This window comes from Dechloromonas denitrificans, assembly GCF_020510685.1.
Lineage (GTDB): Bacteria > Pseudomonadota > Gammaproteobacteria > Burkholderiales > Rhodocyclaceae > Azonexus > Azonexus denitrificans_A.
This window is the reverse complement of record NZ_CP075185.1, coordinates 1,394,684-1,418,500: the sequence shown is the minus strand read 5'-3', so window position 1 is coordinate 1,418,500 and position 23,817 is coordinate 1,394,684. Positions and strand designations below refer to the sequence as shown.

Below are 23,817 nucleotides of genomic sequence, written 5' to 3'. Positions count from 1 at the left end.
GCCGTCTACCCCCAGGCCCCGGACAACACTTCGTTGAGCGCCGCAACAATACGCTCGCCCTCATCCCGCAGCGAACCGACTCGCGGCCCGAGCGCTTCCAGCGATAGCGAAACGATGTCCAGCGGATTGAGCACAACCGGCCGCCCCTCGACCGTAAAGGCCGGATTGACCGGTGACACTGGCAAATCGACCCGGCGAGCCAGCAGATCGCCGGCCACCAGCGGCACAACCACCCGCCGCCGCCGCGCATCAAAGGCCGCCGACTGCACAACCACGACATACGGCACCTGCGCCGCCTGCCGCCCGATATTGCGATGCACGTCGAACTGGCTCATAGGGTCGAGTGCTCCTCGGCCAACGAACCATGCGCCTCTTCAAAGCGGTTCCAGGCCCCGGACACCTCGGCGTAATGCTGCTGTTGATTCTGGCGCAACTGGCGCTCGCGCGCGACGAACTCGGCCAGCAAGCCGTCGACGGTAGCCGACAGATTGGCGGTGTAAAGACGCGCCTGAACAACGTTGCCGTCACTGAGCAACAGATTCACCGGGCGCTTGGCGGACGAAGGCGGCATGGGATTACTCATATCAATGCAAACGGTGCGCATAGTATGCGCATTCACCTGAGACACCAATCAGCGCACCGCATCAAGCGGCGAAACCACGCCACGCCCGCCCCGATTCAGCACATGGGTATAGATCATCGTCGTCGACACATCCGAATGGCCGAGCAATTCCTGAACGGTACGAATGTCGTAGCCCGATTCCAGCAAATGGGTGGCAAACGAATGACGCAACGTATGTGTCGAGGCTGGTTTGGCGATGCCCGCCAGCCCAACCGCCGCCTTGATTGCCCGCTGCAAGGCCTGTTCGTGCGTATGGTGGCGACGCTCGATGCCGCTGCGTGGATCGGTCGACAACTCACGCGCTGGAAACACCCAGAACCAGCCCCAGGCCTTGGGGGCAGAAGGATACTTTCGCGCCAGCGCCTCCGGCAGATAGACGCCTGGCCGTCCGGCCGCCTCGTCCCGCTCCCACAAGATCCGCACGCGAGCCAGATGCGCCTGCAGTGCCCGGACGGCCGATGCCGGCAGCACCGTCAGCCGATCCTTGCCACCCTTGCCGTGACGCACCGTCAATTCGCCGCGCTCGAAATCCACATCCTTGACCCGCAAGCGCACGCACTCCATCAGACGCATCCCCGTCCCGTAAAGCAAACCTGCCATCAGCGCATGCGTACCCTCCATCACCGCCAGTAGTCGCTCGACCTCACCGCGAGAGAGTACAACCGGCGTTCGCTTCGGCTTCTTTGGCCGATCCAGATCAGTCAGCCAGGGCAGATCGACGGCCAGCACATCACGATACAAAAACAACAGCGCCGACAAAGCCTGCTGATGGGTCGAAGCCGCCACCTTCAACTCGGAAGCCAGATAGCCGAGAAACGCCCGAACCTCGTCCCCCCCCATTTCCCGAGGGTGACGGCGACCGTGAAAAGCCACGAAACGACGCACCCACTCGACATAAGAACGCTCAGTCCTTATGCTGTAGTGCTTATAGCGAATCGCTTCCCGAACGCGTCCAAGCAAGGTCGAGGATTGGTTCAATTCCATGCCGTACCTGCCAACCAAAATATACTGTGTATAAATACAGTAATTCATCTCTAGCCATATGACAAGTACCTTTGGCGGCGCCATGTTCGCCAGCATAGACGGCGCGGGTCCGGGATACATGGCGCTCACGCCGCATATCCTGGCACCACGCCATGTTTCACCGCCATCCATCCTCGGAAATAATCCGGCCACACACCGCACAAGCCGCTCTAACTGGCCTTCTTCGGCTGAAGCGCTGACAAGGATAGATGGCTGTTTTCCAGAATGCATGGCGAAAACGCCATCCACTTCACGTTGGGCGTCATGAGCACGGATTCTCCGGCCTACAACGAGGCGCAGATCAAAGCCCGCGGCGAACTCGTGTCGTTGTGTCGCGCAATGCTGGCAAACGAGCTTTCCTTCTTCGAGGGAGCAATCCGGGCAAATTCTCTTCGTTCCACCGTTGGTACGCCGGACCATGACCCTGACTTAATGGCTTTCGTTGCCATAGCGTCCGAAACTGACCACCTTCCTCCGCTTCATTCTCAGCACCTCTGGTCGGCGAGTGCGCTTCAACGATTGCAACCTGAGTTTGAAAAGACGGAAATTTGGGCAAAGACATTCGCTCCGCAAGCCTGCAAGAATCTCATTGAAAGGTTCGCAAGAAAATGATGCCCAACAATCCGCTCCAGCCGACCGTCAAAAAGCTACGCTTTTTGCCGTCGGCTGAGCTTCCACGTTGGGCGTCGAACTCCCATGTATGACCTCCCAGAGAATTTCGATCCCGCAATATTTGTGGGTGGGCATCTTGAAAAGATTTCTTTCGGGGTTGGAACAATTCACCTCGACTTTGAATTGAACACTAATCTCACGCCAGGGAAATCCAAACCCGCATCAATTGTCGCGCTTTCATACGTGAAGCTTCAACTGCAGGGTTGCGAAGAAAAAATCGCGGTCGGCGCGTACGCGGATATTGGAAAACTTGGCTTGTTGCTCAATGAGTCGGTTACCAGTGCCTCACTGGTGGGGCGTCGAACAGTCAGACTTTACTTTGGCGAAGATCGCATAATTGAACTAGAGGAAGATGGAATTGAATTCGAGAGCTATCACCTTTACGTTCCGGGTTACGACTTAATTTATGTCTAGCCCAAGTTCACCGCACGACGCCCAACACTACGTTCCAGGGGACGGGCTGCAAGCTGCGCTTGCATCCCGCCCCTGAACTACGACGTTAGGTGCCAAAAGCATGGACTGGAACGAACACTTCGCTGCCTGGCTACAGGTTGTGAACAACCCGGGGCCTGAAGAGCACTTACAAATGCAAGCCGCTCGAAAGAGAGTCAAAAACAACTCGCCTAGCGACTGGTCATGGCTTGCCGAGGGAGTGGGCGAACCCAACAAAAAGCTATTTGTAGCCCAAGTCTTTCAACGCCAGCCACTTCCAAAGAGATTGTTCAAACCCTTTCTCTTGGCTGGAGTTCTCGAAAAAAACCCAAGCGCAAATCGCTATTTTATTGAGCCTTGCGTTCGCTCTTTCGGAACCCAAGCAGTTAACGAAGTGCTGCTGCAATATTTGAAAGAAGGTACAAACGAAGAAAAAGCAGGGGCTGCTAGCGCCATGTATTGGGTGCGCGGGGAGCAAAGCGACGAAGTCCGCGCTCAAATTCGAGAGGTATTTCTTCAAGAGTTTGTCGCCAATAAAGACATTGAGGTTCGGCGCCGCATTGTTCCAGCGTTGCAGCTCAATCCTGCGCTCTACAACGAAGAAATTCAGCCTTTAATCACCAAGGCCATTTCAATTGCTCGCACACACAGCGACGAGTACATTCGCCATCGCATAGAGATTCAGCTTGGCAGCGACGGTCCATTTAAAGGCATCCCCACTAACCATGGCACCTAACATTACGGTGAAAGTCGCTCCCTCCGGTCGCTGGACGTCCCGCAAGCGGGCCGCCCTTTACCTAAAACGTTGGGCATCATGAAATTACCAATCCCACGTTGCCTAATCCACTGGTTCGGTGCGTTGCTGTTTTTCGCTTGGGTTCCGGTCTGCCAAGCACAAACGCAGTCAGCACTTGGGCCTTGGTTGATCTTGGAGCGCAATTCAAACGAGCAGCCCGAGATCGTGTCCGTAATTCGAGATTTGCCGAGTAAGGACATACAGCAACGATTCCCAGTATTGCTGGAAATCATGTGGGGTTATGAGGCCTTGCCAAATGGGTTGCCAACGGAACGGGATTTGATACTGGCGAGAAAGCTGTACGCAGCTCTAGATTCTCTAGTTGGTGAGCAGGGTATTCATGCCTTGACGCGTACCGGTGGTGGGGGTCGAACGATGTACTACTACGTCAAAGAAGCGGGGGCGCTTAACAAAGGTATCCGTACGTTTTTCGATGCGTATCCGCCAATCTCTGTGAAAGTCGTTGCAGGTAAAGATCCTGCTTGGCAGCGCGTCAGGGAAATGCTGAGTGCTATCAAACGATGACGCCCAACATCGCAATCCACCGGACCTCCGGCAAGCTGCGCTTGCCTCCGTCCGGTGATTTTCAACGTTAGAGGTCTCTTGTGACCGACACAATTGCCATCGGAATCACGATTGCTGTCTTTGCATTACCGTGCGGGCTATTGGCTATGGCCTTACGGCACTTCGTTCCGCTGATTCGTGGTTTCAATGCACCGCTGTGGGTATATGCGCTTGGTCCAATCGCATTCGCATCAGATCGGTTTCTCTCCGAGGCGGCACGCCCTCACCGAAAACCTTTCATTCGCTATGTCTCAGCTTTTGTAATGGTGTCGCTTGCTTTGCTCGTCATTGCTTCGGGGGGCCTTGCGTGGCACCTCTAACATTCCAATCCACCGGACCGTCAAAAGCTGCGCTTTTGCCGTCCGGTGATTTACAACGTTGGGCGTCATATGCGCACTAGGCTCATCTTCGCCACAGTCGGCTTTCTTGCTGTCGCTGCACCCGCAGCCAGCATTGCAGGCGAACTGTATCGACTCCGCGTTGATCTTGACGGAGATCGGAAGGCTGAAGTTATTGAAGTCGCCACGACCCCAGCAAAGGACGCTTGGCGTTCGCGCGTCAATGTGAAAATTGGCGCAGCGAACTACTTCGCTGAGTTCTTCTCCGCTGAGTCCGACTTACCGGATATTCGGGTGGTGTCGATAGATCGCAAACGGCCCCAACGGCAACTGCTTCTTGAAACACCCGAGGCCGGCACATGCATCTACCATCTGCTCGCGTATATCGGAAACAAGCTCGTACCCTTGTTGCGTTTTGACTCTGGCCCAAGTTGCCAGCCTCCCCAGCCGCAAGGAAACGGCCATGTCAGTGTCTCCACATGGCAGGGGTTCTGGTCGAAAGAGGTTCGGTATCAATTAAGTTCAGATGGGAAGGCTCTCGTGGAAGAGCCGAAAACGATCTACTCGGTTGAAGTTGCCGGGGTTGCAGGGAAGCCTCTTGCCTTGCAAGGTGCCGAATGCCCCGCGCGAGTCATTCCGCCGGGAACCTACGTGAAAGTGAAGCTCTATGACTCGAAGAACAATCAGTATCGCGTACAGACCACAGACGGAAGCTGCGGGTGGATTCCGGCTTCCGATCTGAACTCGTTAGACGAGATAGTGAAAGAACTACCGTGGGCAGGCTAACTATGCCGCCCAATCGGGTAAGGGCCGGCTTCTAACCGGCCCTCCCCACACCACCCGGCATGCGGGTCCGCACCGGGCGGTTCATGAACAGGGCGCACACGATGTCCCTCATGCGTAGCCGTGAGCCTTCATCCAAAGATCGCGGATACTCGCCAGCCCCTGCGCCTTCAACCAATCGTTCGTCATCCCCACCTGCGTCGCCCGCGACCGCGACAAGTGCCAGTAGCTCTTGCTGCTGACGCCCGTCAGGATCGCCGTGCGCTTGCCGACGCCCAGCGCCAGAAGATGGCCGATCTTCGTTCGAGTGAGGCGCCACTGTTTCCAGTAGCACATGCGCACCCGTCGTCGCAGCCATTCGTCCAGTTCGGGAATCGGCCGGTAATACTCGGAGATGCCGAAGTAGCCCATCCAGCCACGCAGGTACTGCCCGAGCTTGTCGAACCGGTATTGCATCGAGACTCCCCAGCTTCGCCCCGTCAATTCCCGGATGCGGTGCTTGAAGTCCGCGAAGGCGGCATCCGACCAACGCAGCTTGCCCCTCTTGAAGGTGAAACCGAGGAACACACACTGGTCGATCTTCACCACTTGGCTCTTTTTCTCGTTGACCGGCAGTTTGAGCTGTCGGCCAAGATACGTGGTCAGACTGGCTTTGACACGCTGGCCTGCCCGTTCGCTCTTGACCAGTACCATCAGGTCGTCGGCGTACCGTACAAACCGGTGGCCTCTCCCTTCCAGTTCCCGGTCCAGATCGTCGAGCAGGATATTGGCCAGCAGCGGCGAGAGCGGTCCGCCTTGCGGCGTTCCCAACTCGCTGGGTTGAATGTCGTCATTGATCAATACGCCTGCCCGCAGGTAACGGCCGATGAGGGCCAGCAACCGCTTGTCGCCGATCCTGATGGCCACGCGGGCCATCAGGATGTCGTGATCGACATTGTCGAAGAACTTCGCCAAGTCGAGATCGACGGCGACGCGGTAGCCGGTCTGGATGTCGGCCTTCACCTGCTTGAGCGCGCCGTGGGCAGAGCGTTTTGGTCGGAAGCCATAACTCGATTCCGAGAATTCCGGATCGAATATCGGCGTCATGACTTGGGCGATGGCTTGCTGGATGACCCGATCAACTACGGTCGGGATACCCAGCGCGCGTTCGCCTCCGTCCGGCTTCGGGATGGTGACCCGTCGGACCGGCTGAGGTTGATAACGGCCATCGTTGAGGCTCTGGCGGATCGCTGGCCACTGGTCGCGGGCATAGGCCGGGAAGTCGTCGATGCGCAGGCCGTCAATGCCCGGTGCGCCTCGGTTGGACTTCACTCGACGCCACGCCTGTTTCATGTTGGCCGGCGACAGTACTGCTTCCATCAAGTCTTCGTGCAAGGCTGGCTGGGCAAGACCACGCCGGTCCCCGGCTCCCCCGGTCGGGTTCAATGTCGGGTTCGAGTGACTCACGGCTCCTCCTTGTCTGTTCATGTTCAGCCCTTCAGTCCGTACCGGCACCTACTACGGCCTCTGCTGACTCCTGACCGGTCACGACGACGATTGCTCGCCGTCGCGCTATGCCCTTCGTTTTCGCTCGCTGCCTGTTCGCTCGTCTGCGGTCGGCAGCTTGCCGCGACGCCTGGACCATTTTGTTGAGCAGCGCTCCCCACTGCTTTTGCGAAACGTCAGCGCATCGCTCGCCGATCAGATCTCCCCAGGTAAGAACGCGATGTGTCCGTGCACAAGCGCCGCATTTACCTTGTCCGCTGTATCCGATGGGCTTCGCCACGAGGTGCCAGCTCGCCCGCAAACCAGGCCTTCTATGCAGTTTCTGTCCGTCGCCTCGCACGTTTGCACTCCGGCTTCCTCCAGACAAGCCCTCACGACCTTGCCCTTGCCTTCGGCTAGTGGTTATCATCAATCCAATATGTCGAATCAATTTCGGTACTCCCACAGGGGACTTACACCCCATTACATCCCGCCCATGCTGGGCGCACACCCTGCGGTGCAGGGGACGCTGCGCGATAAAGCGTCGCGCTGCGCCCCTGACCTTGAACGTTGACGCTGTAGAAAAACCCTTCCCCAGCCCGATTTCCGGCAAAAAAATGGCGCAGGTTTTCTCTGCGCCATTTTGCTTTTTCATGCATCTGAACTGGTCAACCGCTGCATTCTGCTTTCGGGGTCGGCAGCGACCGTCTGGCGAGGGGATTACGCCCTTCTTTTGCCTACTGCCCGAACCCGTGATGCGCCAGCTTCTCGATGTTGTGCACCAGGCAATACAACTTCCACTGCGTGTCGACCTTCTGCCGCCCGCGTAGCGTGAACCGATCCAGCCGCTTGTTGTGCCGGATATTGCCAAACACCGGTTCGACCGTGGCAAACCTTCTGCCGTAACGGGCTTTGCCTTCTTCGCTGTCGATAGCCCGCTTCATCCGGTCGGTGTGGCTTTCTTTGGTTGTACTGGATTTACCCCGGAAGAAAGCGACCTGCCGGACTTTCGTCTTCTCCGGTGTGCGCAGGCATTTGTCACGTTGTGCGCAGGGCAGGCAATCGCGCAGGGTGCCGCTGTATTTGGTGGCGAGGTGGCCGTTGTGGATGCAGTTCGTGCCATTGCGGTAGAGCTGCTTGCCGGCTGGACAGGTGCAAATCCCGGTTTCCGGATCGAGCGTGAAGTCCTGTGGCCGGTATTGTTTTGTGGCTTTCTTCGGGTGCGCCTTGTCGTAGAGCGGATCAGGTTTCTGCTTGTGTTTGCCCTGATCCTTGAAGCGTTCGTCGCGTTGGCGCATGCCGTTGTCCGCAATCAGGGCGTTGATGTTCTCTTGGGCCAACGCCTTGAGGTTGCGTTCCGAGTGATAGCCGGCATCAGCCGTATAGAGCGTATCCGGGGTGGCTTGTGCCTGCGTGGCGCGCACGACCGGCAGCAACAGCTCCTGTTCAGAACCCGTGCCGTGGGCCTGGGCTTCGATGATGATCTGGTGCTTAGCGTCGACCGCAGCCACGCCGGTAAAGCCTTGAATGACGCCTTTGCCGGTCGCCATCTTGGCGCTGTCGGGATCGGTGCGGTTGCTCTTCCTGATGGCGCCCTTGCTGCCCTTTCTGTCTTTGGGGTTGGCGGCCAGCCATTGGCGTAGTTGGGCGGCTTCTTGATTCAGGCTTTCAGCACGTTGCCGAGATTTCTCGGCAAGATCCGGCTCGACAGGCCGGCGGTCGTTCGCGCGGTGGCGCTCAAGCATCTTCTTCGCGGCGGCTTCGAGCTTGTTGGCTTGGTGGGCGAAGTCGGCGCGGGTGCCGCTTTTGGCCTTCGATGCGTTGCTTGGCAACTTGACGCCGTCGATGGCAAACATTTCCCGGCCGATCAGGCCTTGCCGGTCGCAGAGGTAAAGCACCTGGGCGAAGAGCTGGGCGACTTCCTCGTCGAGGCTGGAGACGAAGGCGGCCAGCGTCGTAAAGTGCAGCGCACTATCGCCACTGAGGGCGATGAAGGTGACGTGTTCGCGGCACAGTCGCTCGATGCCCCGGCTACTCACCACGCCCTGGGCGTAAGCGCAGAGAATGACTTTGAGCAGCATCCCCGGCGGATAGGCACAGGCGCCGCTCAGGTCGTTGCGGTAACGGGTGTCGAAGAGGGAGAGGTCGAATTCGTGGTCGAGCAGGTGATGCACGGCATGTTCGAAACTGCCCGGCAGCAACTGCTTCTCCAGATCCACCGCCAGAAACCTCGGGCTGGTGTCGATTGCTTTGTAGCGGGCCATCGCCGTCTCCTGAATTCATCTTCAGGTTGGAACCTTGTTATTCCATATGGTTCACGGCACGATGCGGGCATGAATACACTTTTTCTACAGCTTCGTTAGACCTTTACCTTATGAAAAACTTTGCCCTCGGCTTTCTTAGCTGCCTGATTGTTGTTGCTGGTATTGCCATCCCATACTTTTGGCCCCCTGAGCTTTCGCTTGTGTTCAACAGCGTGTTCTGGTCCTCACTGCTAATGCTCGCGAATTCTGGTTTGTTGGTTGGGTATCTATATATTCGTGGCGGCTCCTCGCAAGGAACACATTTCTTCTTTGCGCTTTTGCTAATTTTGTCCGCCTCTCTTATGTATACAGGCTTTGAACAAATTGCTGCCAACACAGCGGAATGGGAGCCTTTAATGCGGACGAACTATCCGACCCTGTTCGTTCTTCTTCCCCAATTCATCAGCTACACGAAAAACATCGTTGCATTTGGGTTTGCAGCCCTTGGGGCGAGTGTTGCTGCAAATGTTATTACTGCAAGGTTCAAACCCAAGGTCTAACATGGCGTATATGGACTCCCCCAAAAAACAAGGAAACTGATCGATAGGTTTGGCCGTTGGATAACGCATGCAGTCGTATATCCGGCATCGATAGTGGGTTCTATTTGACCCGTGCCGACATGGAATCTGCCCACGGAGCGCCAATCGCTCAAAGCGGCACGCAAGCTGCCGGCAGAGTTAACGGCGTCAATCCGTGTGGGTGCGACCCAATTAGCCATGATGGGCGATCAGTCTCAAAGCAAACGCGAGGTGGGGGAACAACGAAACACGGTTTCTCCTTTCAGGCGGCCATAGCAAATGCTGTACGGTTGAGCTTCTTTTCCTGGTGAGGTTGCGGACTGCCGAACGGCACGTGATCCCGCAATACGGCATAACAGACCCTGGCCAACTTGTTGGCCAGGGCACAAGCTGCCTTGTTGTGATGCGCTCGCGCCTGGATCTCGGTGGCCCAGGTTCGCAAGCCATCAAGCGGTTTGCCTGCTCGCCGGGCCAGTTCGGCCGCGCGCAGCACGGCGCGGGCACCATGCGTCAGCAACATGCGCAGATAGCGATCTCCCTTTTTGGAAATCCGACCGAGCTTGCGACTGTTACCCGAGGAGAACTCTTTCGGCGTCAGGCCGAACCAACTCGCAAAGTGCCGGGCATCCTTGAAGTGGCTGACACTGCCGCCGGTCGCGGCGACCATCGCCGTTGCCGTCAACAGGCCAATGCCGGGAATGGTCAGCAATTCGGTACAGGCCGGGCTTTGTCGGGCGAGTGAAGTCAGCTCCCGCTCCAGTTGTGCGATCCGCAACTCAAGCAGGCGGATTTCCTCAATCAGCAATTTCATTGATTCGCGGATCAGCAGCGGAATGGGCGCATTCGGATCGGCCAGTGCCCGGCTCATGGCTTCGACACCGGTGCGCGCCCCTTGCGGCACGACCAGCCCAAACTCCCGACAAAAGCCGCGCAGCGTGTTGATCCGGGCGGTGCGCGTTCCCATCCAGCGGGAACGGATACGATGCAAGCCCTGCAGTGCCTGCTGCTCGACGGATTTCACCCGCACCGGCACGATGTCGGCACAGCGTGCCGCTTCGAGCAAGGCACAGGCATCGGCGGCATCGGTCTTGTTGCGTTTTACGTAGGCCCTGATATAGGCGGCAGGCAGTAGCTTGACTTCAATACCCAGGCCATTGAGCCAACGACCCCAATGATGCGCAGACCCACAGGCTTCCATGACGACCAGCCCGACGTCACGGTTGTGGAACCAGCATTCGAACTGACTGCGGGTCAGGCGCTGCTGCTCGACGACTTTCCACTTCTCATCAGCAATAGCGATTTGGAATACACTCTTGGCCAGATCAACTGCAACGGTAGTAGCATGCATTTCGGACTCCTTTCGTCGAAGACCGATCCCCATCCCCATGAGCACCGGCAACGCCAATTGGGCGCTGAAAAGACGGGGGAGTCCATCCCATCACTCAACCTCGCTCCCTTCGGTCGCTGGACGCTGCGCGATAAAGCCGCGCAGCGCCGGTTAGATCTACGTTAGAGGTCACAGTGAAAATTCACGGTTACGCTGACGAAGGCCTAGAAATTGAAGAGATCGTGCCTGCTGAGTTGGCCGAAATAACGCTCGTCGCCACACCAGAAGAACTACGGCGCATTGCGAAATTCCTCGAAAACTGTGCAAATGGGATAGAAACTCGTGGCACGTCTTGGGAGCATGAGCACCTTTCCGACAAAGATCGGTTCTTCATGGGCTCTCCTCACTTCGTCGTGTTTAACCCGGAGTGCGGCCAATGACCTCTAACATTCCGGTCAAGGCGCGGCCTTCGGCCGCTGGGACACGCGGCAAGCCGCGTGCCCCTTACCTACAACGTTGGGCATCCTGATGCAGCATTCATTATTTCCATCGGATGAAGCACTCCCGACATGGCTTCATACTTTATTGCTCATTCTTATTGTTTCGCCGTTCGCAGGTTTCCTGTTTTGGTTTGGCGTCAGCGCGGTTACTAGCGCACACCTGGACCCGTTGAGCGGTCCGGAATTTGGACAGTTCTTTTTCGGACCTTCTCCGCTTGAAGGCAAGGCGGCCAGGGTGGCCGGAGTCTCTTTGATCGCCTTTGGCGGTTCTTTCATGGCGATCGCCTTTAGGTTTTCACGCCTTGCAGGCGAGAACAGGCTGCCACGTTTACTGCCGTGGATTTTGCTGGCCATATCCCAGATATTGTCGCTTTGGGCAAAGTCAATCGCATGAATTGTCATGCCTGATCCATTGTCCAAGGGACGCGTCGCGATGGAGTAGCCTCACTTACCTTGAACATTCGGCGTCACAAGGCAACATTGCAACCTCCATCACTGCAATCACCAAACCCGGAAATGAAAGGAGCTAGACAATGATCTACAAAGGCAGTTGTCACTGTGGGCACATTGCATTCGAGGTCGAGAGCGAACTTACCCAGGTCGCCGATTGCAACTGTTCAATCTGCTCCCGGATGGGGGCGCTGCACTGGTTCGTCGCAAGAGATGCGCTGCGCTTACTGACGCCGGAAAGCAACCTTGCTACCTACACCTTCGGAAAGCACGTCATCAAGCATCACTTCTGCCCGAAATGCGGCATTCATCCTTTTGGCGAGGGAACTGATCCTTCGGGGAATCGCAAGGCGGCGGTCAATGCTCGCTGCCTTGAGGACGTCGACCTTTCGTCGCTCCCGGTAATGCATCTTGATGGCCGCTCGCGCTAGGCCATCGTCGAGACATCAAACCGAGCAGCGCAGGAGACCTTATGCCGAGGAATAAATGAACGAGTCCGCGAATCGGATGACCGAACCTGGCACCCCGCCAACCAATTCGGCCGTTGCCGACTGGCTTGGCGAGGATGCTTACCGATACTGGGAACTGATCAGGCAATTGATTGAGCAGAGCTACCCGGGCGTTTTTACGCCCGAGTGGCTGTATGGCGGGAAGAAACACGGCTGGTCGCTGCGGTACAAGAAGAACCGATCATTTTGTACGTTGGTCCCGGAGAAGAATCGCTGTGCGCTGGTAATAGTTTTTGGAGCGGACGAGCGGGCAAAAGTTGAAGCAATCAAGAGTGGCCTGACAACCAAGACCCGGATGGAATACGACCGGACGGCCACCTATCACGATGGAAAATGGCTGCTGCTGGTGATCGACACCGACAGCGTCGTAAAGGATGTCATGCTGCTCCTGGCCTTGAAACGGCGACCAATAAATGCCAAGAATGCATAGCCAACCGACCGAAACGCGAGGCAATTGTCTGGATGCTCTCAGGCGACAGCCGGATGGCTCATGGAAAGCATTTCGCGCCACTTGGAGCAAGCAGGAATGAAACCGAGAATCCGCGTCGAAATCGAGAGCGATCGCCTGTTGCCCAGTTGGGCGGTGACGCATTATCTGCAGCAAACCGAAATCAATTACCTGCGGCTGGTGACGACCCAGGAAATATCGCTGTATGCCCAGCGTGGCTATGACCTCAATCGCCTGGTCGTCGCCACCGAGTCGGCCGATCTTTTTCCCAAGGAACGGATCTCGATCTCGGCGTTCAAGGGCCAGATCGCGTTGACCGAAACACCCGAAGCGGCCGACCGCTTCTGGAAAATCATCGGCCGCCATGCCCGGCCGATGGTTTTCGTCGCCGATCCCGACCGCGCCGCCTATATCCCGCTCTATGACTACCTGGAATCGGAAGCGCTGGTCATTCGTCGCCTTGAAACCAACTCGCCCTTCAATGCCTCGCTGGAAGGCATGGCATCGGCCTTGCCCGACCTGATTTATGCCCGGGAGCGGGAGCAGCGGGCGCGCGATGAATGGCGAAACCAGCAAATCGGCCAGGCCGCCAGAAACATTCAGGACATCGCTACCGCCAGCCAGATCATCAACAGTCAGAACGCCCACCCCGGCCTTCGGTCCTATGCGAACCACATGCTTGAGCAGTTGCTGGAAAATCAACAGAAACTCAACGAGTCGGCCGGCATTACCGTGCGCCGCATCGACCAGGTTGTTTAATAACGCACCCGGCCGGAGCTCGGCAAAAGGCTACGCAATCCGGTAATTCAAACCTTGGTATCCAGTCAGGAGATCCGCCATGGGCAAACGCGAATATTTGCAGAATCAACTTGAACAGAAGATCAAAGGCTTCCGGGACGATTCGGCGCAACACAAGGCCCTGTACCGCAACTTGCGCTATCTGGTATTCGTCCTGACCGCGATTTCCACGTTGCTGGCCGGCCTGGCCCTGAAATTCCCCGAGCTTGGTTCGAGTATCAATGTGGCCATCGTGTTTGTCTCGGCGACAGTCGGCGTCGTCACTTCAATCGAGGGGCTGAGAAAGCCTGCCGAACTGTGGATTCACGAACGCACGACCTATTACGCGCTGATGGATCTCAAGCGGGAAGTGGAGTTCGAGCTGGACACCAACAGCTCCCCCGAAATGCTTGGACGGTACTTCTTCCGGATGCAGGAAATACTGGGTGCCTCGGGAGAAAAATGGACCCGCAGCATCGCCGGCGCTCAGCAACCCCTCAATGCCCACCTTGGTGCAGCCAGGGATAACGCCGCCGGCAAACCTTGAGCTTGCGGATGGCCCAATGCTCATTCCTGCCCCATTGTGCGAGGTATCTGGTAGGCTTCGCCCCTTGCCAGATCCGGCGAGCTTGCCCAGAAAAGCGGTAGCAAGCCCAGCGCCAGAATGCCTCCTTGAATTTGAAGGAGGAACAGCAAAGTTACCAGCCAGCGTTTTGTAGTGCGGAATATCCAGTGCGTGTCGCCGACCAGGCCCGGCACCAACCTTCCTCATTCGACGCCCTTTTTTCCTGTTTCATCTGCCATTTTGGCGATTAGAGGAGGCCTCTTGGCCAAACCAAACTACCAGTTCGAAAAACGCCAACGAGATCTCGCCAAGAAAAACAAGCAGGAAGAAAAGCGACGCCAGAAGCTGGCCGGCAATGCCGCCGACAAGCCGGCGGACGATGAATCGGAAAAACCGGCCGACAGCACCAGCGAAAGTGACGCCGGCCCGAAGTAGCACTACCCTGTTGCCGGGAACCGCGCTGGATCGTCAGGACCCAGCCGTTCCGCCGCAGCAACAGCGAGGCACCCCGACCGGACGGGCGGGACTGAACCAGAGATAGCACGTGACCGACGACACCCAGGCAAAAATTCGCATTGAGGCAATGGCCCCGGAGTTTTCCGACGCGGCACGCGCCTTGGCCGATCAACTCGGCTTGCCGCTTGCCGGCGAAAGCGAATTTGCCCTGCAACTCGGCGCCCACGGCTTGCAATTGCAGGCGCTGGGCGTTGAGCCATCCGGGCCGGTGCGCGTCGATTTTGTCGAGGGACCGTTGGCCCACCGCCGTCAGCAAGGCGGCGGCAGCGGCCAGATGATTGCCAAGGCGGTCGGCATCCAGCCGGGTATTCGCCCGGTCATCCTCGATGTGACCGCTGGTCTCGGCCGCGATGCCTTTGTGTTGGCCCAGCTCGGTTGTCAGGTCACGCTGATCGAACGCCAACCACTGGTCGTTGCCTTGCTCGCCGATGGCCTGCGGCGCGGCCTTGTCGACCAGGAAGTCCGGCCGATTATCGAGCGCATGCATTTGCGCGCCGGCAATGCCATTGAACTGATGCAGGCCTGGTCGGGCGAACCGCCGCAGGTCATCTATCTCGACCCGATGTTCCCGCACCGCGAAAAGAGCTCGCTGGTCAAAAAGGAAATGCGCATCTTTCGCTCTCTGGTCGGCGCTGACGACGATGCGCCGGAACTGCTGCAAGCCGCGCTGGCCCTGGCGAGCCATCGGGTGGTCATCAAGCGGCCGCGCAAGGCGCCGAGCGTCGCCGGTCCGGCGCCGGGCTATACGCTGGAAGGCAAGTCGAGCCGCTTCGACATTTACCCGAAAAAAGCCCTGAAACAGGCCCAGCCGCCGACGACGGCCTGAACGACAGCCGACGGCGCAGGGCTACGCAATCTAACGTATTCCGCCCGGACTCCTCGCTGCTTAATCTGACGCTGCACTGCAACAACGCAGTTTGACCAGATCACTCAACGTCCGAGGAGCTTCCATGAACAATCGTCGCAACTTCATCAAGGCAACCGTACTCTCCGCCGCCCTGGCTTCCATCGGCATCACGGCCCACGCCGCCGACACCATCAAGGTCGGCGTCCTGCACTCCCTGTCCGGCACGATGGCCATTTCCGAGACCGCGCTCAAGGAAACCGTGCTGATGACCATCGATGAAATCAACAAGTCGGGCGGCGTGCTCGGCAAGAAGCTCGAACCGGTCGTCGTCGACCCGGCTTCCAACTGGCCGCTGTTCGCCGAAAAGGCCCGCCAACTGCTGACCAAGGACAAGGTTGCCGTCACCTTCGGCTGCTGGACCTCGGTGTCGCGCAAGTCGGTGCTGCCGGTGTACAAGGAACTGAACGGCCTGCTCTTCTACCCGGTCCAGTACGAGGGTGAAGAACTCGAAAAGAACGTCTTCTACACCGGCGCCGCGCCCAACCAGCAAGCCATCCCGGCCGTTGAATACCTGATGTCCAAGGACGGCGGCGAAGCCAAGCGCTTCGTGCTGCTCGGCACCGACTACGTCTATCCGCGCACCACCAACAAGATCCTGCGCGCCTTCCTGAAGTCCAAGGGCGTCGCCGACGCCGACATCATGGAAGACTACACGCCCTTCGGCCACAGCGATTACCAGACCATCATCGCCAAGATCAAGAAGTTCGCCTCCGAAGGCAAGAAGACCGCCGTCGTGTCCACCATCAACGGCGACTCCAACGTGCCCTTCTACAAGGAACTCGGCAACGCCGGCCTGAAGGCCACCGATGTGCCGGTCGTCGCCTTCTCGGTCGGCGAGGAAGAACTGCGCGGCGTCGATACCAAGCCGCTGGTCGGCCACCTGGCTTCGTGGAACTACTTCATGTCGCTGAAGAACCCGGAAAACGACAAGTTCGTCAAGCTCTACCGCGACTGGGCCAAGAAGGCCAAGCTGCCGAACGCCGACAAGGTCGTCACCAATGACCCGATGGAAGCCACCTACATCGGCATCCACATGTGGAAACAGGCCGTCGAGAAGGCCAAGTCCACCGATACCGACAAGGTCATCGCCGCCATGGCCGGCCAGACCTTCAAGGCACCGAGCGGCATCATGTCGAAGATGGACGAAAAGAACCACCATCTGCACAAGTCGGTATTCATCGGCGAAGTGAAGGCCGATGGCCAGTTCAACGTCGTCTGGAAGACGCCCGGCCCGGTCAAGGCCCAGCCGTGGAGCCCGTTCATCACCGGCAACGACAAGAAGAAGGACGAGCCGGAAGTGAAGTAAGCCGGTCGCACTGTCAGTCGCAACAACGGGAGCTTCGGCTCCCGTTTGTCCATTGATGGCCAGCCATGCCGGCGCAGGCCGGCGACCAGCGATGACAATATCCTTTCGATAGGGCATAGTCGCCCCCCCCCCGCTTACTCCGACTCAAGATGGCTTCCATGACGACAGACTCACGAATGGGCATTCGGCTCGCCCAGCTGCATCTCTACGTCGATATCCATCTGCACGACCGCTATCTGGCGCCGCCGCTGGCCGTGGTGGTCGCCGCGCTGCTGACCAACTGGGTACCGGTGCTGTGGGCCGTCTTGTGGGCGGTGGTGGAACTGCTGATCATCGCCAACTACATCCGCGTCTATCGGGCCTTCAAGCGCAGCGACGTTCAGCCGCGCGACGAACGGCGCTGGGCCAGGCGCATTGCGCTGGCGCACGGGGCGCACATGCTGGCCTGGTCGTCGCTGGTTTTCTGGGCCTGGCACCCGGACAGTTTCCCCAGCCTGGTCTTCATCATGCTGGTGCATATGGGCCTGATCGCGCTGACCACCTCGATGAGCAACGCGCATATGCGCCTACTCTCGCTCGACATGATCTTCCCGGTGCTCGCCCTGCTCGGTCCGCCGCTGGTCGATCCGAGCTGGTTCAATATCGGCTTGAGCCTGCTGGGCGGCGGCTTCAGCGCCCTGATGATCCAGGTCGGCCGGCAGATCAACGCCTACTCGACCGAAGCCCTGGATCTGCGCCAGCGCAACGAGATCCTGATTCAGGAACTGGAGTCGCAGGCATCCCGGGATTCATTGACGGGCATCGTCAATCGCCGCTATTTCCTGGCGACCGCCGGCAAGCATCTGCAGGCCGCGCATCAACACGGCAACCCGCTGGCCCTGATGATCATCGACCTCGATCACTTCAAGCAAGTCAATGACCAGTACGGTCACCTCGGCGGCGACGAAGTGCTGGTCGCCGTCGTTGATGCCTGCGTCGGGCACCTGCGAAGCGGCGACTGTTTCGGCCGCCTGGGCGGCGAGGAGTTCGCGCTGCTCTTGCCCGATTCGTCCTTGCCGGAAGCGCTGGAAACGGCGGAGCGCCTGCGCCAGGCGACCGCAGCGCTGGCGCTGACGGTGCAGGGCAATATTGTCCGGCCGACCATCAGCATCGGCATCACGCTGCTGCAAGCCGGCGACGACAGCCTGTCCAGCCTGTTGCACCGGGCCGATCTGGCGATGTATGCGGCCAAGATGCAGGGGCGCAACCGGGTCATCTGCGCCGAGCAGTGCCCCCCGGAAAATACGCCGGATCTGCTGCCGGCCCTGCAGCCCCAGCCTTAGCCGCCGGGACGGCAGCGGCCGGAGATCCGCCACCCCTTGGGTCATATCCGACGCATTCCGTTGTCCTGTCTGAATCTCCAGCCGTCACCCCGGCAAAAAAAGACTGAACTATCCCGGGTAAACCCTGACCAATGCCCGACCGGTAAGCCGGCCCGACACGACGCTCGATGGCGTCGGTCGCGTCCGTCAGCACCCCGGGTGCCGGCGGCAATCATTCATCAACAGGGATTGGTTCATGTCTGAAATACAAAAAACATACAACGACAAGGTCGTCCGGCAATTTGCCGTCATGACCGTTATCTGGGGCATCGTCGGCATGCTCGTCGGCGTCATCATCGCCGCCCAACTGGTCTGGCCGGAGTTGAACGTCGGACCGTACTTCCATTTCGGCCGCCTGCGTCCGCTGCACACCAACGCGGTCATTTTCGCCTTCGGCGGCAGCGCGCTGTTCGCCACCTCCTACTATGTCGTGCAGCGCACCTGCCATGCCCGACTGTGGGGCGGCCCGCTGATCCCGCTGACCTTCTGGGGCTGGCAACTGGTCATCGTGCTGGCGGCGATCACGCTGCCGCTGGGCATGACGCAGGGCAAGGAATACGCCGAACTGGAATGGCCGATCGACCTGCTGATCGCCGTCGTCTGGATCTCCTACGCCGTGGTCTTCTTCGGCACGATAGCCAAGCGGACGGTGTCGCATATCTACGTCGCCAACTGGTTCTACGGCGCCTTCATCATTGCCGTCGCCCTGCTCCACATCGTCAACAGCATGGCGGTGCCGGTCTCGCTGACCAAGTCCTACTCGATGTATTCCGGGGCGCAGGACGCGATGATCCAATGGTGGTACGGCCACAACGCGGTCGGCTTCTTCCTGACCGCCGGCTTCCTCGGCATGATGTACTACTTCGTGCCGAAGCAGGCCGGGCGCCCGGTGTATTCCTACCGCCTGTCGATCGTGCACTTCTGGGCGCTGATCTTCACCTACATGTGGGCCGGCCCGCACCACCTGCACTACACCGCGCTGCCGGACTGGACGCAATCGGTCGGCATGGTCTTCTCGCTGATCCTGCTGGCGCCCTCCTGGGGCGGTATGATCAACGGCATCATGACGCTGTCCGGCGCCTGGCATAAGCTGCGCGACGATCCCATCCTGAAGTTCCTGATCACCTCGTTGTCCTTCTACGGCATGTCGACCTTCGAAGGCCCGATGATGGCCATCAAGTCGGTCAATGCGCTGTCGCATTACACTGACTGGACCATCGGCCACGTCCATTCCGGCGCCCTCGGCTGGGTGGCGATGGTCTCGATCGGCTCGATCTACTTCCTGCTGCCCAAGCTGTTCGGCCGCACCGAGATGTACAACCACCAGCTGGTGACCGTCCATTTCTGGCTGGCCACCATCGGCACCGTGCTCTACATCGCCTCGATGTGGATTGCCGGCGTGATGCAGGGCCTGATGTGGCGGGCGGTCAATATCGACGGCACGCTGGCCTACAGCTTCGTCGAAGGGGTCAAGGGTTCCTACCCGTTCTGGGCGATTCGCTGGCTGGGCGGCATTTTCTTCCTGTCCGGCATGCTGCTGATGGCCTACAACATGTTCCGCACCATCGCCGTCGGCAAGATCGCCGCCGTGCCGGTCCTGGTGCCGGCCCAACACCACGCCTGATTTCCTTCGAAAGGTTCCCACCATGGATATCAACGAACTGCGCTCGCTCCTTACCGTCGCCGGCTTGCTGTGCTTTCTGGCGATCGTCGCCTGGGCCTACAGCAAAAAGCGCCAGAAGGAGTTCGACGAAGCGGCCAACCTGCCCTTCACCGACCCCGAAGAACTCGACGAGCAGCGCAAGAAACTGCTGCTCCGCCACTGATCCTGTCGTAACCGTGATTGCCTCGCAAGCGTGAGGCAATCACCAGGCCGGCGCCCGGCGCCGGCCCATCAAGGCCGTTCATCATCAACGGCCAACCCGGCGTGGCGCCGACGCGTGTATATTCCGCCCTCGGCCGACAGCCCGCTCCGTTCGCCCCGTCGCGGTCCCGGTCGTTTCCAGAACATTGTCCCGAAACAGCCTTTCCATCGCCCAAAACCATGCCGCTACAGAATATCGTTCCCGCCGAGTACGACGCGCAACTGGCCGACAAGGTCGCCCTGTTCCAACAAGCTTTCGCCCCGCTCGGTGTTGCCGAACTCACCGTGGCCGCCTCGACACCGCTGCATTACCGCCTGCGCGCCGAGTTCCGGATGTTCCACGACAAGGGACGGGTCGATTACGCGATGTTCGCCCCGGCCGACCGGAAGGTGCCGGTGGTCATCGAGAGCTTCCCGGTCGCCGTCGAATCGATCTGCGAGCTGATGCCACGCCTGCGCGACCGTCTGCAAGCCAGCAACACCTTGAAGGATGGTCTTTTCCAGGTCGATTTCCTGGCCACGTTGAGTGGTGAAATGCTCGTCACGCTGATCTACCACCGTCCGCTCGCCCAGCGTTGGGAGGCGGCCGCCCGGGGACTGGCCGCCGACCTCAAGGTGCAGATTATCGGGCGGAGCAGAAAGCAGAAGGTCGTGCTCGAACGCGACTGGGTCATCGAACAATTCGAGCTGAATGGCCGCCAGCTCAGCTACCAGCAAATCGAGGCCAGTTTCACCCAGCCCAACGGCCAGGTGAACCGCCAGATGCTGGCCTGGGCCTGTCAGCAGGCGACCGGCCTCGGTGGCGACCTGCTTGAACTGTACTGCGGCAACGGCAATTTCACCGTGGCGCTGGCGCCGCTGTTCGCGCGCGTCCTCGCCACCGAAGTCAGCACCTCGTCGGTCAAGGCGGCGCAGTACAACATGGCGGCCAATCAGCTCGCCAATGTGGCGGTGGTCCGCCTGGCCAGCGAAGACATCAGCGCCGCGCTGGCCGGCAGCAAGGTTCTCAAGGAACTGCAGGGCATCGAGCTGAGCGACTACCGCTTTTCAACCCTGTTCGTCGATCCGCCGCGCGCCGGGCTCGACGCGCAAACCCTTGAACTGGCGAGCCGCTTCGACAATATCCTGTATATCTCGTGCAATCCGCAATCGCTGCAGGACAACGTCAGCGCGCTGCAGGCCACGCACGAAATCGCGGCCGCCGCGGTGTTCGACCAGTTCCCCTACACCCATCATCTGGAGAGCGGGCTGCTGCTCAAACGGCGGCCCTGAGCGGCGGGCCGCAGCGTGCTGCAAGCCGGTTAGCCGGCTTTCTTGCTGTCGCTGTCGTCCGGCGTGAAATACAGCGCAATGCCGAGGACGACCAGCCCCATCGGCCACCATTTGCGCAACAGGGTCATGACATCGATATCCAGCCAGTCGAGATTGACGGCCAGGACGAGCGCCCCGCTCAGGATCAGGGCAATCGCTGCGAAATTCCCTTTCATCTCCGCTCCTTGAGGCTCAGGCTCGCCGGACGCCCACCACGCCTTCGACGTCGTGGATCAGCGTCAGGGTTCGCTGCATCTGTTGCAGATTGGTCACTTCGACGGTAAAGCTCATGTGCGCCTTGCCCTGCTTGGACTGCGTATTGACGCCGACGACGTTGAGCTTTTCACGGGTGAAAATTTCGGAAATATCGCGCAGCAAGCCCTGCCGGTCGTGCGCATCGACCACGATGTCGGTGGCGAAAACGCCGGTGGTCTGGATGCCCCAGTCGGTTTCGATGACGCGCTCGGGATGCAGCGCAGCGAGGTTGGCGAAATTGGGGCAATCCATGCGGTGGATCGAAATGCCTTTGCCGCGCGTGATGAAGCCCTGAATCTCGTCGGGCGGCGCCGGCTTGCAGCAGCGCGCCAACTGGGTCAGCAGCTTGTCTACGCCGACGATCAGGATGCCCTGATTGCCTTCGACCGGCTTGCTCGGCTTGGTCCGCACCTCGTCCGGCAGCAGGGTTTCGGCCAGCAGGTCGCCGCCGCGCGCCACCGACTGGAACTGCCGCTGGTTGAGTTCGCCGCGCGCCGCCGCGATATACATGTCGTCGGCCCGGGAAAAGCCCAGCTTGTGCGAGAGTTCCTCGATATTCGCGCCGGTCTGGCCGGAGCGTTGCAGTTCCTTGCCGACCAGGGCCCGCCCTTCGGCCAGCGTTTCTTCCAGCGCCAGGTTCGAGAACCAGGCCCGCACCTTGACCCGGGCGCTCTTGGTATGGATGTAGCCGAGCGTCGGATTCAGCCAGTCGCGCGACGGGCCGCCGACCTTGGCGGTGATGATCTCGATCTGCTGGCCGGTTTCGAGCGGCGTATTGAGCGGCACCAGCTGACCGCCGACCCGGGCGCCCCGGCAGCGATGGCCGAGATCGGTATGGACGCGGTAGGCGAAATCGACCGGCGTCGAGCCTTGCGGCAGGTCGACCACCTTGCCCTGCGGGGTGATGACGTAGAGGGTTTCGTCGAGCGCCGCCTGCTTGTAATGGGAGATCCAGTCGGAACTGTCGGCGACTTCGTCCTTCCAGGTGAGCAGTTGGCGCAACCAGGCGATCTTCTCGTCGTAATCGTCCTCGTTCGTCCGCTTGCTGCCTTCCTTGTAGCGCCAGTGGGCGGCGACACCCAGTTCGGCGTGCCGGTGCATTTCGGTGGTGCGAATCTGGACTTCCAGATTGCGCCCGTCCGGGCATTGCACGGCGGTGTGCAGCGAGCGGTACTGGTTGCCCTTGGGATTCGAGATGTAGTCATCGAACTCCTTGGAGATCGGCGACCACAGGTTGTGCACAATGCCGAGGGCGGTATAGCAGTCCTTCAGGTCGTCGACAATGATGCGCAGGGCACGGATATCGTAGACCTCGGAGAACTCGACCCCCTTCTTCCGCATCTTGTTCCAGATGCTGTAGATGTGCTTCGGCCGACCGTAAATTTCGGCCTTGTTGACCCCCGCCGCTGCCAGTTCCTCGCGCACCTTGGCGACGGCTTCGGTAATGAACTGCTCGCGCTCGCTCCGCTTTTCGTCGAGCATCTTGGCGATTTTCTTGTAGGTCTCCGGGTGCAGGAAGCGGAACGACAGGTCTTCCAGCTCCCACTTCAATTCCCAGACCCCGAGCCGGTTGGCGAGCGGCGAATAGAGTTCCAGCGTTTCGCGCGCGACATGCACGCGCAGGTCATCCGGATTGGCCGCGTAATAGCGCAAGGTCTGCGTCCGGCTGGCCAGGCGGAGCAGCACGACGCGGATGTCCTCGACCATGGCCAGCAGCATCTTGCGCAGCACTTCGATCTGCGCCTTCATTTCGGCCGGATTGACTTCACCGGCTTCGATGTTGGCGGCGACGAAGCCCTTGGTGATCGGCCGCAGCTTGTCGAGCCGGGAAATGCCATTGACCAGATGCGCCGCCGCCTTGCCGAAGCGCTCCTCGATCTGGACGATGCCGTGTTCGGCATGCGACGGCACCGCGAACAGCACGGCGGCCATCCGGGAATCGGCGTCGAGCCGCAGCCCGGCAACGATGACCGCCATGCCCAGCGCGTGCGACCAGATGCGCTCGCCACTACCCAGCGTCTTGTCGCCGTAAACCTCCCAGGCGTACTCGACGGCCTTTTGCAGACGCGTCGCGTCGTCGGCGGAAATACCCACCGACAGAATCGCCAGGAACTGATCGAAGTCGCTTTGGGCAGCGACGGAATGAACGACGGAAACCATGTTAGGGATTATACCGTCTGAGCAGCGCTTGCCTGCTCAGGCATAA

At 59.4% G+C, this 23,817-nt stretch carries 28 protein-coding genes; 18 read left to right on the top strand and 10 right to left on the bottom strand.

All coding sequences use genetic code 11. From position 1 onward, the window contains the following. Window positions 1-5: 5 nt before the first annotated feature. The 3 genes from KI611_RS06795 to KI611_RS06785 are packed head-to-tail and all read right to left on the bottom strand — an operon-like array spanning window position 6 to window position 1,606. Window positions 6-335 (bottom strand): CcdB family protein, encoded by a 330-nt coding sequence (locus KI611_RS06795; RefSeq protein ID WP_226419071.1) that lies wholly within the window; start codon window positions 333-335, stop codon window positions 6-8. Next, on the bottom strand, window positions 332-571 hold the full coding sequence (locus KI611_RS06790) for a type II toxin-antitoxin system CcdA family antitoxin (RefSeq protein WP_226419070.1): 240 nt from the start codon (window positions 569-571) through the stop codon (window positions 332-334). Before KI611_RS06790 ends, KI611_RS06795 begins: the two co-directional genes overlap by 4 nt. A gap of 60 nt (window positions 572-631) precedes the next feature. Beyond that, window positions 632-1,606, bottom strand: coding sequence for an integron integrase (locus tag KI611_RS06785; protein ID WP_226419883.1), 975 nt, complete (start codon window positions 1,604-1,606; stop codon window positions 632-634). Window positions 1,607-1,870: 264 nt separating this feature from the next. Here KI611_RS06785 and KI611_RS06780 point away from each other — a divergent pair, with 264 nt between their 5' ends. The 5 genes from KI611_RS06780 (at window position 1,871) to KI611_RS06760 (ending at window position 5,233) form a co-directional block, all read left to right on the top strand. Then, a complete protein-coding gene (locus KI611_RS06780; protein ID WP_226419069.1) occupies window positions 1,871-2,257 on the top strand; it encodes a DUF2489 domain-containing protein in 387 nt (128 codons plus the stop codon). Window positions 2,258-2,341: 84 nt separating this feature from the next. Then, on the top strand, window positions 2,342-2,731 hold the full coding sequence (locus tag KI611_RS06775) for a hypothetical protein (RefSeq protein ID WP_226419068.1): 390 nt from the start codon (window positions 2,342-2,344) through the stop codon (window positions 2,729-2,731). Between the two features lie 100 nt (window positions 2,732-2,831). Then, the gene (locus KI611_RS06770; RefSeq protein ID WP_226419067.1) at window positions 2,832-3,485 is read left to right on the top strand and encodes a hypothetical protein; all 654 of its coding nucleotides are present in this window, start codon (window positions 2,832-2,834) and stop codon (window positions 3,483-3,485) included. A 78-nt stretch (window positions 3,486-3,563) separates the two neighbouring features. Further along, window positions 3,564-4,070: a DUF695 domain-containing protein gene (locus KI611_RS06765; RefSeq protein WP_226419066.1), complete on the top strand. Its 507-nt coding sequence runs from the start codon at window positions 3,564-3,566 to the stop codon at window positions 4,068-4,070. A gap of 428 nt (window positions 4,071-4,498) precedes the next feature. After that, entirely contained in the window at window positions 4,499-5,233 is a 735-nt protein-coding gene (locus KI611_RS06760) for an SH3 domain-containing protein (protein ID WP_226419065.1), read from the top strand. Window positions 5,234-5,341: 108 nt separating this feature from the next. On the opposite strand, the gene ltrA is transcribed toward KI611_RS06760, so the two are convergent. Together ltrA and KI611_RS06750 are read right to left on the bottom strand one after the other, a co-directional pair. After that, the gene (ltrA, locus tag KI611_RS06755) at window positions 5,342-6,676 is read right to left on the bottom strand and encodes a group II intron reverse transcriptase/maturase (protein ID WP_226419064.1); all 1,335 of its coding nucleotides are present in this window, start codon (window positions 6,674-6,676) and stop codon (window positions 5,342-5,344) included. Between the two features lie 755 nt (window positions 6,677-7,431). Then, the gene (locus tag KI611_RS06750; RefSeq protein WP_226419063.1) at window positions 7,432-8,958 is read right to left on the bottom strand and encodes an IS1182 family transposase; all 1,527 of its coding nucleotides are present in this window, start codon (window positions 8,956-8,958) and stop codon (window positions 7,432-7,434) included. 110 nt (window positions 8,959-9,068) lie between these two features. On the opposite strand from KI611_RS06750, the gene KI611_RS06745 reads away from it, so the two are divergent. Then, the gene (locus KI611_RS06745; RefSeq protein ID WP_226419062.1) at window positions 9,069-9,497 is read left to right on the top strand and encodes a hypothetical protein; all 429 of its coding nucleotides are present in this window, start codon (window positions 9,069-9,071) and stop codon (window positions 9,495-9,497) included. Between the two features lie 280 nt (window positions 9,498-9,777). Here the strand turns inward: KI611_RS06745 and KI611_RS06740 are convergent, their stop codons facing one another. Next, complete coding sequence (locus KI611_RS06740) at window positions 9,778-10,863, bottom strand: IS110 family transposase (RefSeq protein WP_226419061.1); 1,086 nt, start codon at window positions 10,861-10,863, stop codon at window positions 9,778-9,780. A gap of 173 nt (window positions 10,864-11,036) precedes the next feature. Between KI611_RS06740 and KI611_RS06735 the strand changes: the two genes are divergently transcribed. Then, window positions 11,037-11,282, top strand: coding sequence for a hypothetical protein (locus KI611_RS06735; protein WP_226419060.1), 246 nt, complete (start codon window positions 11,037-11,039; stop codon window positions 11,280-11,282). Between the two features lie 135 nt (window positions 11,283-11,417). Here the strand turns inward: KI611_RS06735 and KI611_RS06730 are convergent, their stop codons facing one another. Next, window positions 11,418-11,744, bottom strand: a complete 327-nt coding sequence (locus KI611_RS06730; RefSeq protein ID WP_226419059.1) for a hypothetical protein — start codon at window positions 11,742-11,744, stop codon at window positions 11,418-11,420. A 131-nt stretch (window positions 11,745-11,875) separates the two neighbouring features. Between KI611_RS06730 and KI611_RS06725 the strand changes: the two genes are divergently transcribed. The 4 genes from KI611_RS06725 to KI611_RS06710 all read left to right on the top strand — a co-directional run bounded on the left by KI611_RS06725 (window position 11,876) and on the right by KI611_RS06710 (window position 14,073). After that, window positions 11,876-12,223: a GFA family protein gene (locus KI611_RS06725; RefSeq protein WP_226419058.1), complete on the top strand. Its 348-nt coding sequence runs from the start codon at window positions 11,876-11,878 to the stop codon at window positions 12,221-12,223. A 55-nt stretch (window positions 12,224-12,278) separates the two neighbouring features. Then, complete coding sequence (locus KI611_RS06720) at window positions 12,279-12,731, top strand: DUF3788 domain-containing protein (RefSeq protein WP_226419057.1); 453 nt, start codon at window positions 12,279-12,281, stop codon at window positions 12,729-12,731. A 96-nt stretch (window positions 12,732-12,827) separates the two neighbouring features. Continuing rightward, complete coding sequence (locus KI611_RS06715) at window positions 12,828-13,508, top strand: hypothetical protein (protein ID WP_226419056.1); 681 nt, start codon at window positions 12,828-12,830, stop codon at window positions 13,506-13,508. Window positions 13,509-13,587: 79 nt separating this feature from the next. Then, the gene (locus KI611_RS06710; protein WP_226419055.1) at window positions 13,588-14,073 is read left to right on the top strand and encodes a DUF4231 domain-containing protein; all 486 of its coding nucleotides are present in this window, start codon (window positions 13,588-13,590) and stop codon (window positions 14,071-14,073) included. 20 nt (window positions 14,074-14,093) lie between these two features. Here the strand turns inward: KI611_RS06710 and KI611_RS06705 are convergent, their stop codons facing one another. Beyond that, a complete protein-coding gene (locus tag KI611_RS06705; RefSeq protein ID WP_226419054.1) occupies window positions 14,094-14,285 on the bottom strand; it encodes a hypothetical protein in 192 nt (63 codons plus the stop codon). 67 nt (window positions 14,286-14,352) lie between these two features. On the opposite strand from KI611_RS06705, the gene KI611_RS06700 reads away from it, so the two are divergent. The 7 genes from KI611_RS06700 to trmA all read left to right on the top strand — a co-directional run bounded on the left by KI611_RS06700 (window position 14,353) and on the right by trmA (window position 21,317). Continuing rightward, window positions 14,353-14,526, top strand: coding sequence for a hypothetical protein (locus KI611_RS06700; RefSeq protein ID WP_226419053.1), 174 nt, complete (start codon window positions 14,353-14,355; stop codon window positions 14,524-14,526). A gap of 109 nt (window positions 14,527-14,635) precedes the next feature. Beyond that, window positions 14,636-15,433 carry a class I SAM-dependent methyltransferase gene (locus KI611_RS06695; protein ID WP_226419052.1) on the top strand — a complete coding sequence of 266 codons (798 nt, stop codon included), beginning with the start codon at window positions 14,636-14,638 and terminating at the stop codon, window positions 15,431-15,433. 124 nt (window positions 15,434-15,557) lie between these two features. Continuing rightward, a complete protein-coding gene (gene urtA / locus KI611_RS06690) occupies window positions 15,558-16,820 on the top strand; it encodes an urea ABC transporter substrate-binding protein (RefSeq protein ID WP_226419051.1) in 1,263 nt (420 codons plus the stop codon). Between the two features lie 158 nt (window positions 16,821-16,978). Further along, window positions 16,979-18,142, top strand: a complete 1,164-nt coding sequence (locus KI611_RS06685) for a GGDEF domain-containing protein (RefSeq protein ID WP_226419050.1) — start codon at window positions 16,979-16,981, stop codon at window positions 18,140-18,142. A gap of 235 nt (window positions 18,143-18,377) precedes the next feature. Then, complete coding sequence (ccoN, locus tag KI611_RS06680; protein ID WP_226419049.1) at window positions 18,378-19,805, top strand: cytochrome-c oxidase, cbb3-type subunit I; 1,428 nt, start codon at window positions 18,378-18,380, stop codon at window positions 19,803-19,805. Window positions 19,806-19,827: 22 nt separating this feature from the next. After that, on the top strand, window positions 19,828-20,007 hold the full coding sequence (locus KI611_RS06675) for a cbb3-type cytochrome oxidase subunit 3 (protein WP_226419048.1): 180 nt from the start codon (window positions 19,828-19,830) through the stop codon (window positions 20,005-20,007). 218 nt (window positions 20,008-20,225) lie between these two features. Further along, window positions 20,226-21,317 (top strand): tRNA (uridine(54)-C5)-methyltransferase TrmA, encoded by a 1,092-nt coding sequence (gene trmA, locus KI611_RS06670; RefSeq protein WP_226419047.1) that lies wholly within the window; start codon window positions 20,226-20,228, stop codon window positions 21,315-21,317. A gap of 29 nt (window positions 21,318-21,346) precedes the next feature. Here the strand turns inward: trmA and KI611_RS06665 are convergent, their stop codons facing one another. Both KI611_RS06665 and KI611_RS06660 read right to left on the bottom strand, forming a co-directional pair. Beyond that, complete coding sequence (locus KI611_RS06665; protein ID WP_226419046.1) at window positions 21,347-21,532, bottom strand: LiaI-LiaF-like domain-containing protein; 186 nt, start codon at window positions 21,530-21,532, stop codon at window positions 21,347-21,349. 16 nt (window positions 21,533-21,548) lie between these two features. Further along, window positions 21,549-23,771, bottom strand: a complete 2,223-nt coding sequence (locus KI611_RS06660; protein WP_226419045.1) for a RelA/SpoT family protein — start codon at window positions 23,769-23,771, stop codon at window positions 21,549-21,551. Window positions 23,772-23,817 lie beyond the last annotated feature (46 nt).

Coding starts and splice junctions, on each gene's coding strand:
- KI611_RS06775 (WP_226419068.1), top strand. CDS start 2,342: ATGTATGACCTCCCAGAGAATTTCGATCCCGCAATATTTGTGGGTGGG.
- KI611_RS06790 (WP_226419070.1), bottom strand. CDS start 571: ATGCCGCCTTCGTCCGCCAAGCGCCCGGTGAATCTGTTGCTCAGTGAC.
- KI611_RS06720 (WP_226419057.1), top strand. CDS start 12,279: ATGAACGAGTCCGCGAATCGGATGACCGAACCTGGCACCCCGCCAACC.
- KI611_RS06785 (WP_226419883.1), bottom strand. CDS start 1,606: ATGGAATTGAACCAATCCTCGACCTTGCTTGGACGCGTTCGGGAAGCG.
- trmA (WP_226419047.1), top strand. CDS start 20,226: ATGCCGCTACAGAATATCGTTCCCGCCGAGTACGACGCGCAACTGGCC.
- KI611_RS06685 (WP_226419050.1), top strand. CDS start 16,979: ATGACGACAGACTCACGAATGGGCATTCGGCTCGCCCAGCTGCATCTC.
- KI611_RS06730 (WP_226419059.1), bottom strand. CDS start 11,744: ATGACAATTCATGCGATTGACTTTGCCCAAAGCGACAATATCTGGGAT.
- KI611_RS06765 (WP_226419066.1), top strand. CDS start 3,564: ATGAAATTACCAATCCCACGTTGCCTAATCCACTGGTTCGGTGCGTTG.
- KI611_RS06715 (WP_226419056.1), top strand. CDS start 12,828: ATGAAACCGAGAATCCGCGTCGAAATCGAGAGCGATCGCCTGTTGCCC.
- KI611_RS06795 (WP_226419071.1), bottom strand. CDS start 335: ATGAGCCAGTTCGACGTGCATCGCAATATCGGGCGGCAGGCGGCGCAG.
- KI611_RS06770 (WP_226419067.1), top strand. CDS start 2,832: ATGGACTGGAACGAACACTTCGCTGCCTGGCTACAGGTTGTGAACAAC.
- urtA (WP_226419051.1), top strand. CDS start 15,558: ATGAACAATCGTCGCAACTTCATCAAGGCAACCGTACTCTCCGCCGCC.
- KI611_RS06740 (WP_226419061.1), bottom strand. CDS start 10,863: ATGCATGCTACTACCGTTGCAGTTGATCTGGCCAAGAGTGTATTCCAA.
- KI611_RS06760 (WP_226419065.1), top strand. CDS start 4,499: ATGCGCACTAGGCTCATCTTCGCCACAGTCGGCTTTCTTGCTGTCGCT.
- KI611_RS06710 (WP_226419055.1), top strand. CDS start 13,588: ATGGGCAAACGCGAATATTTGCAGAATCAACTTGAACAGAAGATCAAA.
- KI611_RS06745 (WP_226419062.1), top strand. CDS start 9,069: ATGAAAAACTTTGCCCTCGGCTTTCTTAGCTGCCTGATTGTTGTTGCT.
- KI611_RS06750 (WP_226419063.1), bottom strand. CDS start 8,958: ATGGCCCGCTACAAAGCAATCGACACCAGCCCGAGGTTTCTGGCGGTG.
- KI611_RS06725 (WP_226419058.1), top strand. CDS start 11,876: ATGATCTACAAAGGCAGTTGTCACTGTGGGCACATTGCATTCGAGGTC.
- KI611_RS06675 (WP_226419048.1), top strand. CDS start 19,828: ATGGATATCAACGAACTGCGCTCGCTCCTTACCGTCGCCGGCTTGCTG.
- ccoN (WP_226419049.1), top strand. CDS start 18,378: ATGTCTGAAATACAAAAAACATACAACGACAAGGTCGTCCGGCAATTT.
- KI611_RS06660 (WP_226419045.1), bottom strand. CDS start 23,771: ATGGTTTCCGTCGTTCATTCCGTCGCTGCCCAAAGCGACTTCGATCAG.
- KI611_RS06780 (WP_226419069.1), top strand. CDS start 1,871: ATGCATGGCGAAAACGCCATCCACTTCACGTTGGGCGTCATGAGCACG.
- KI611_RS06665 (WP_226419046.1), bottom strand. CDS start 21,532: ATGAAAGGGAATTTCGCAGCGATTGCCCTGATCCTGAGCGGGGCGCTC.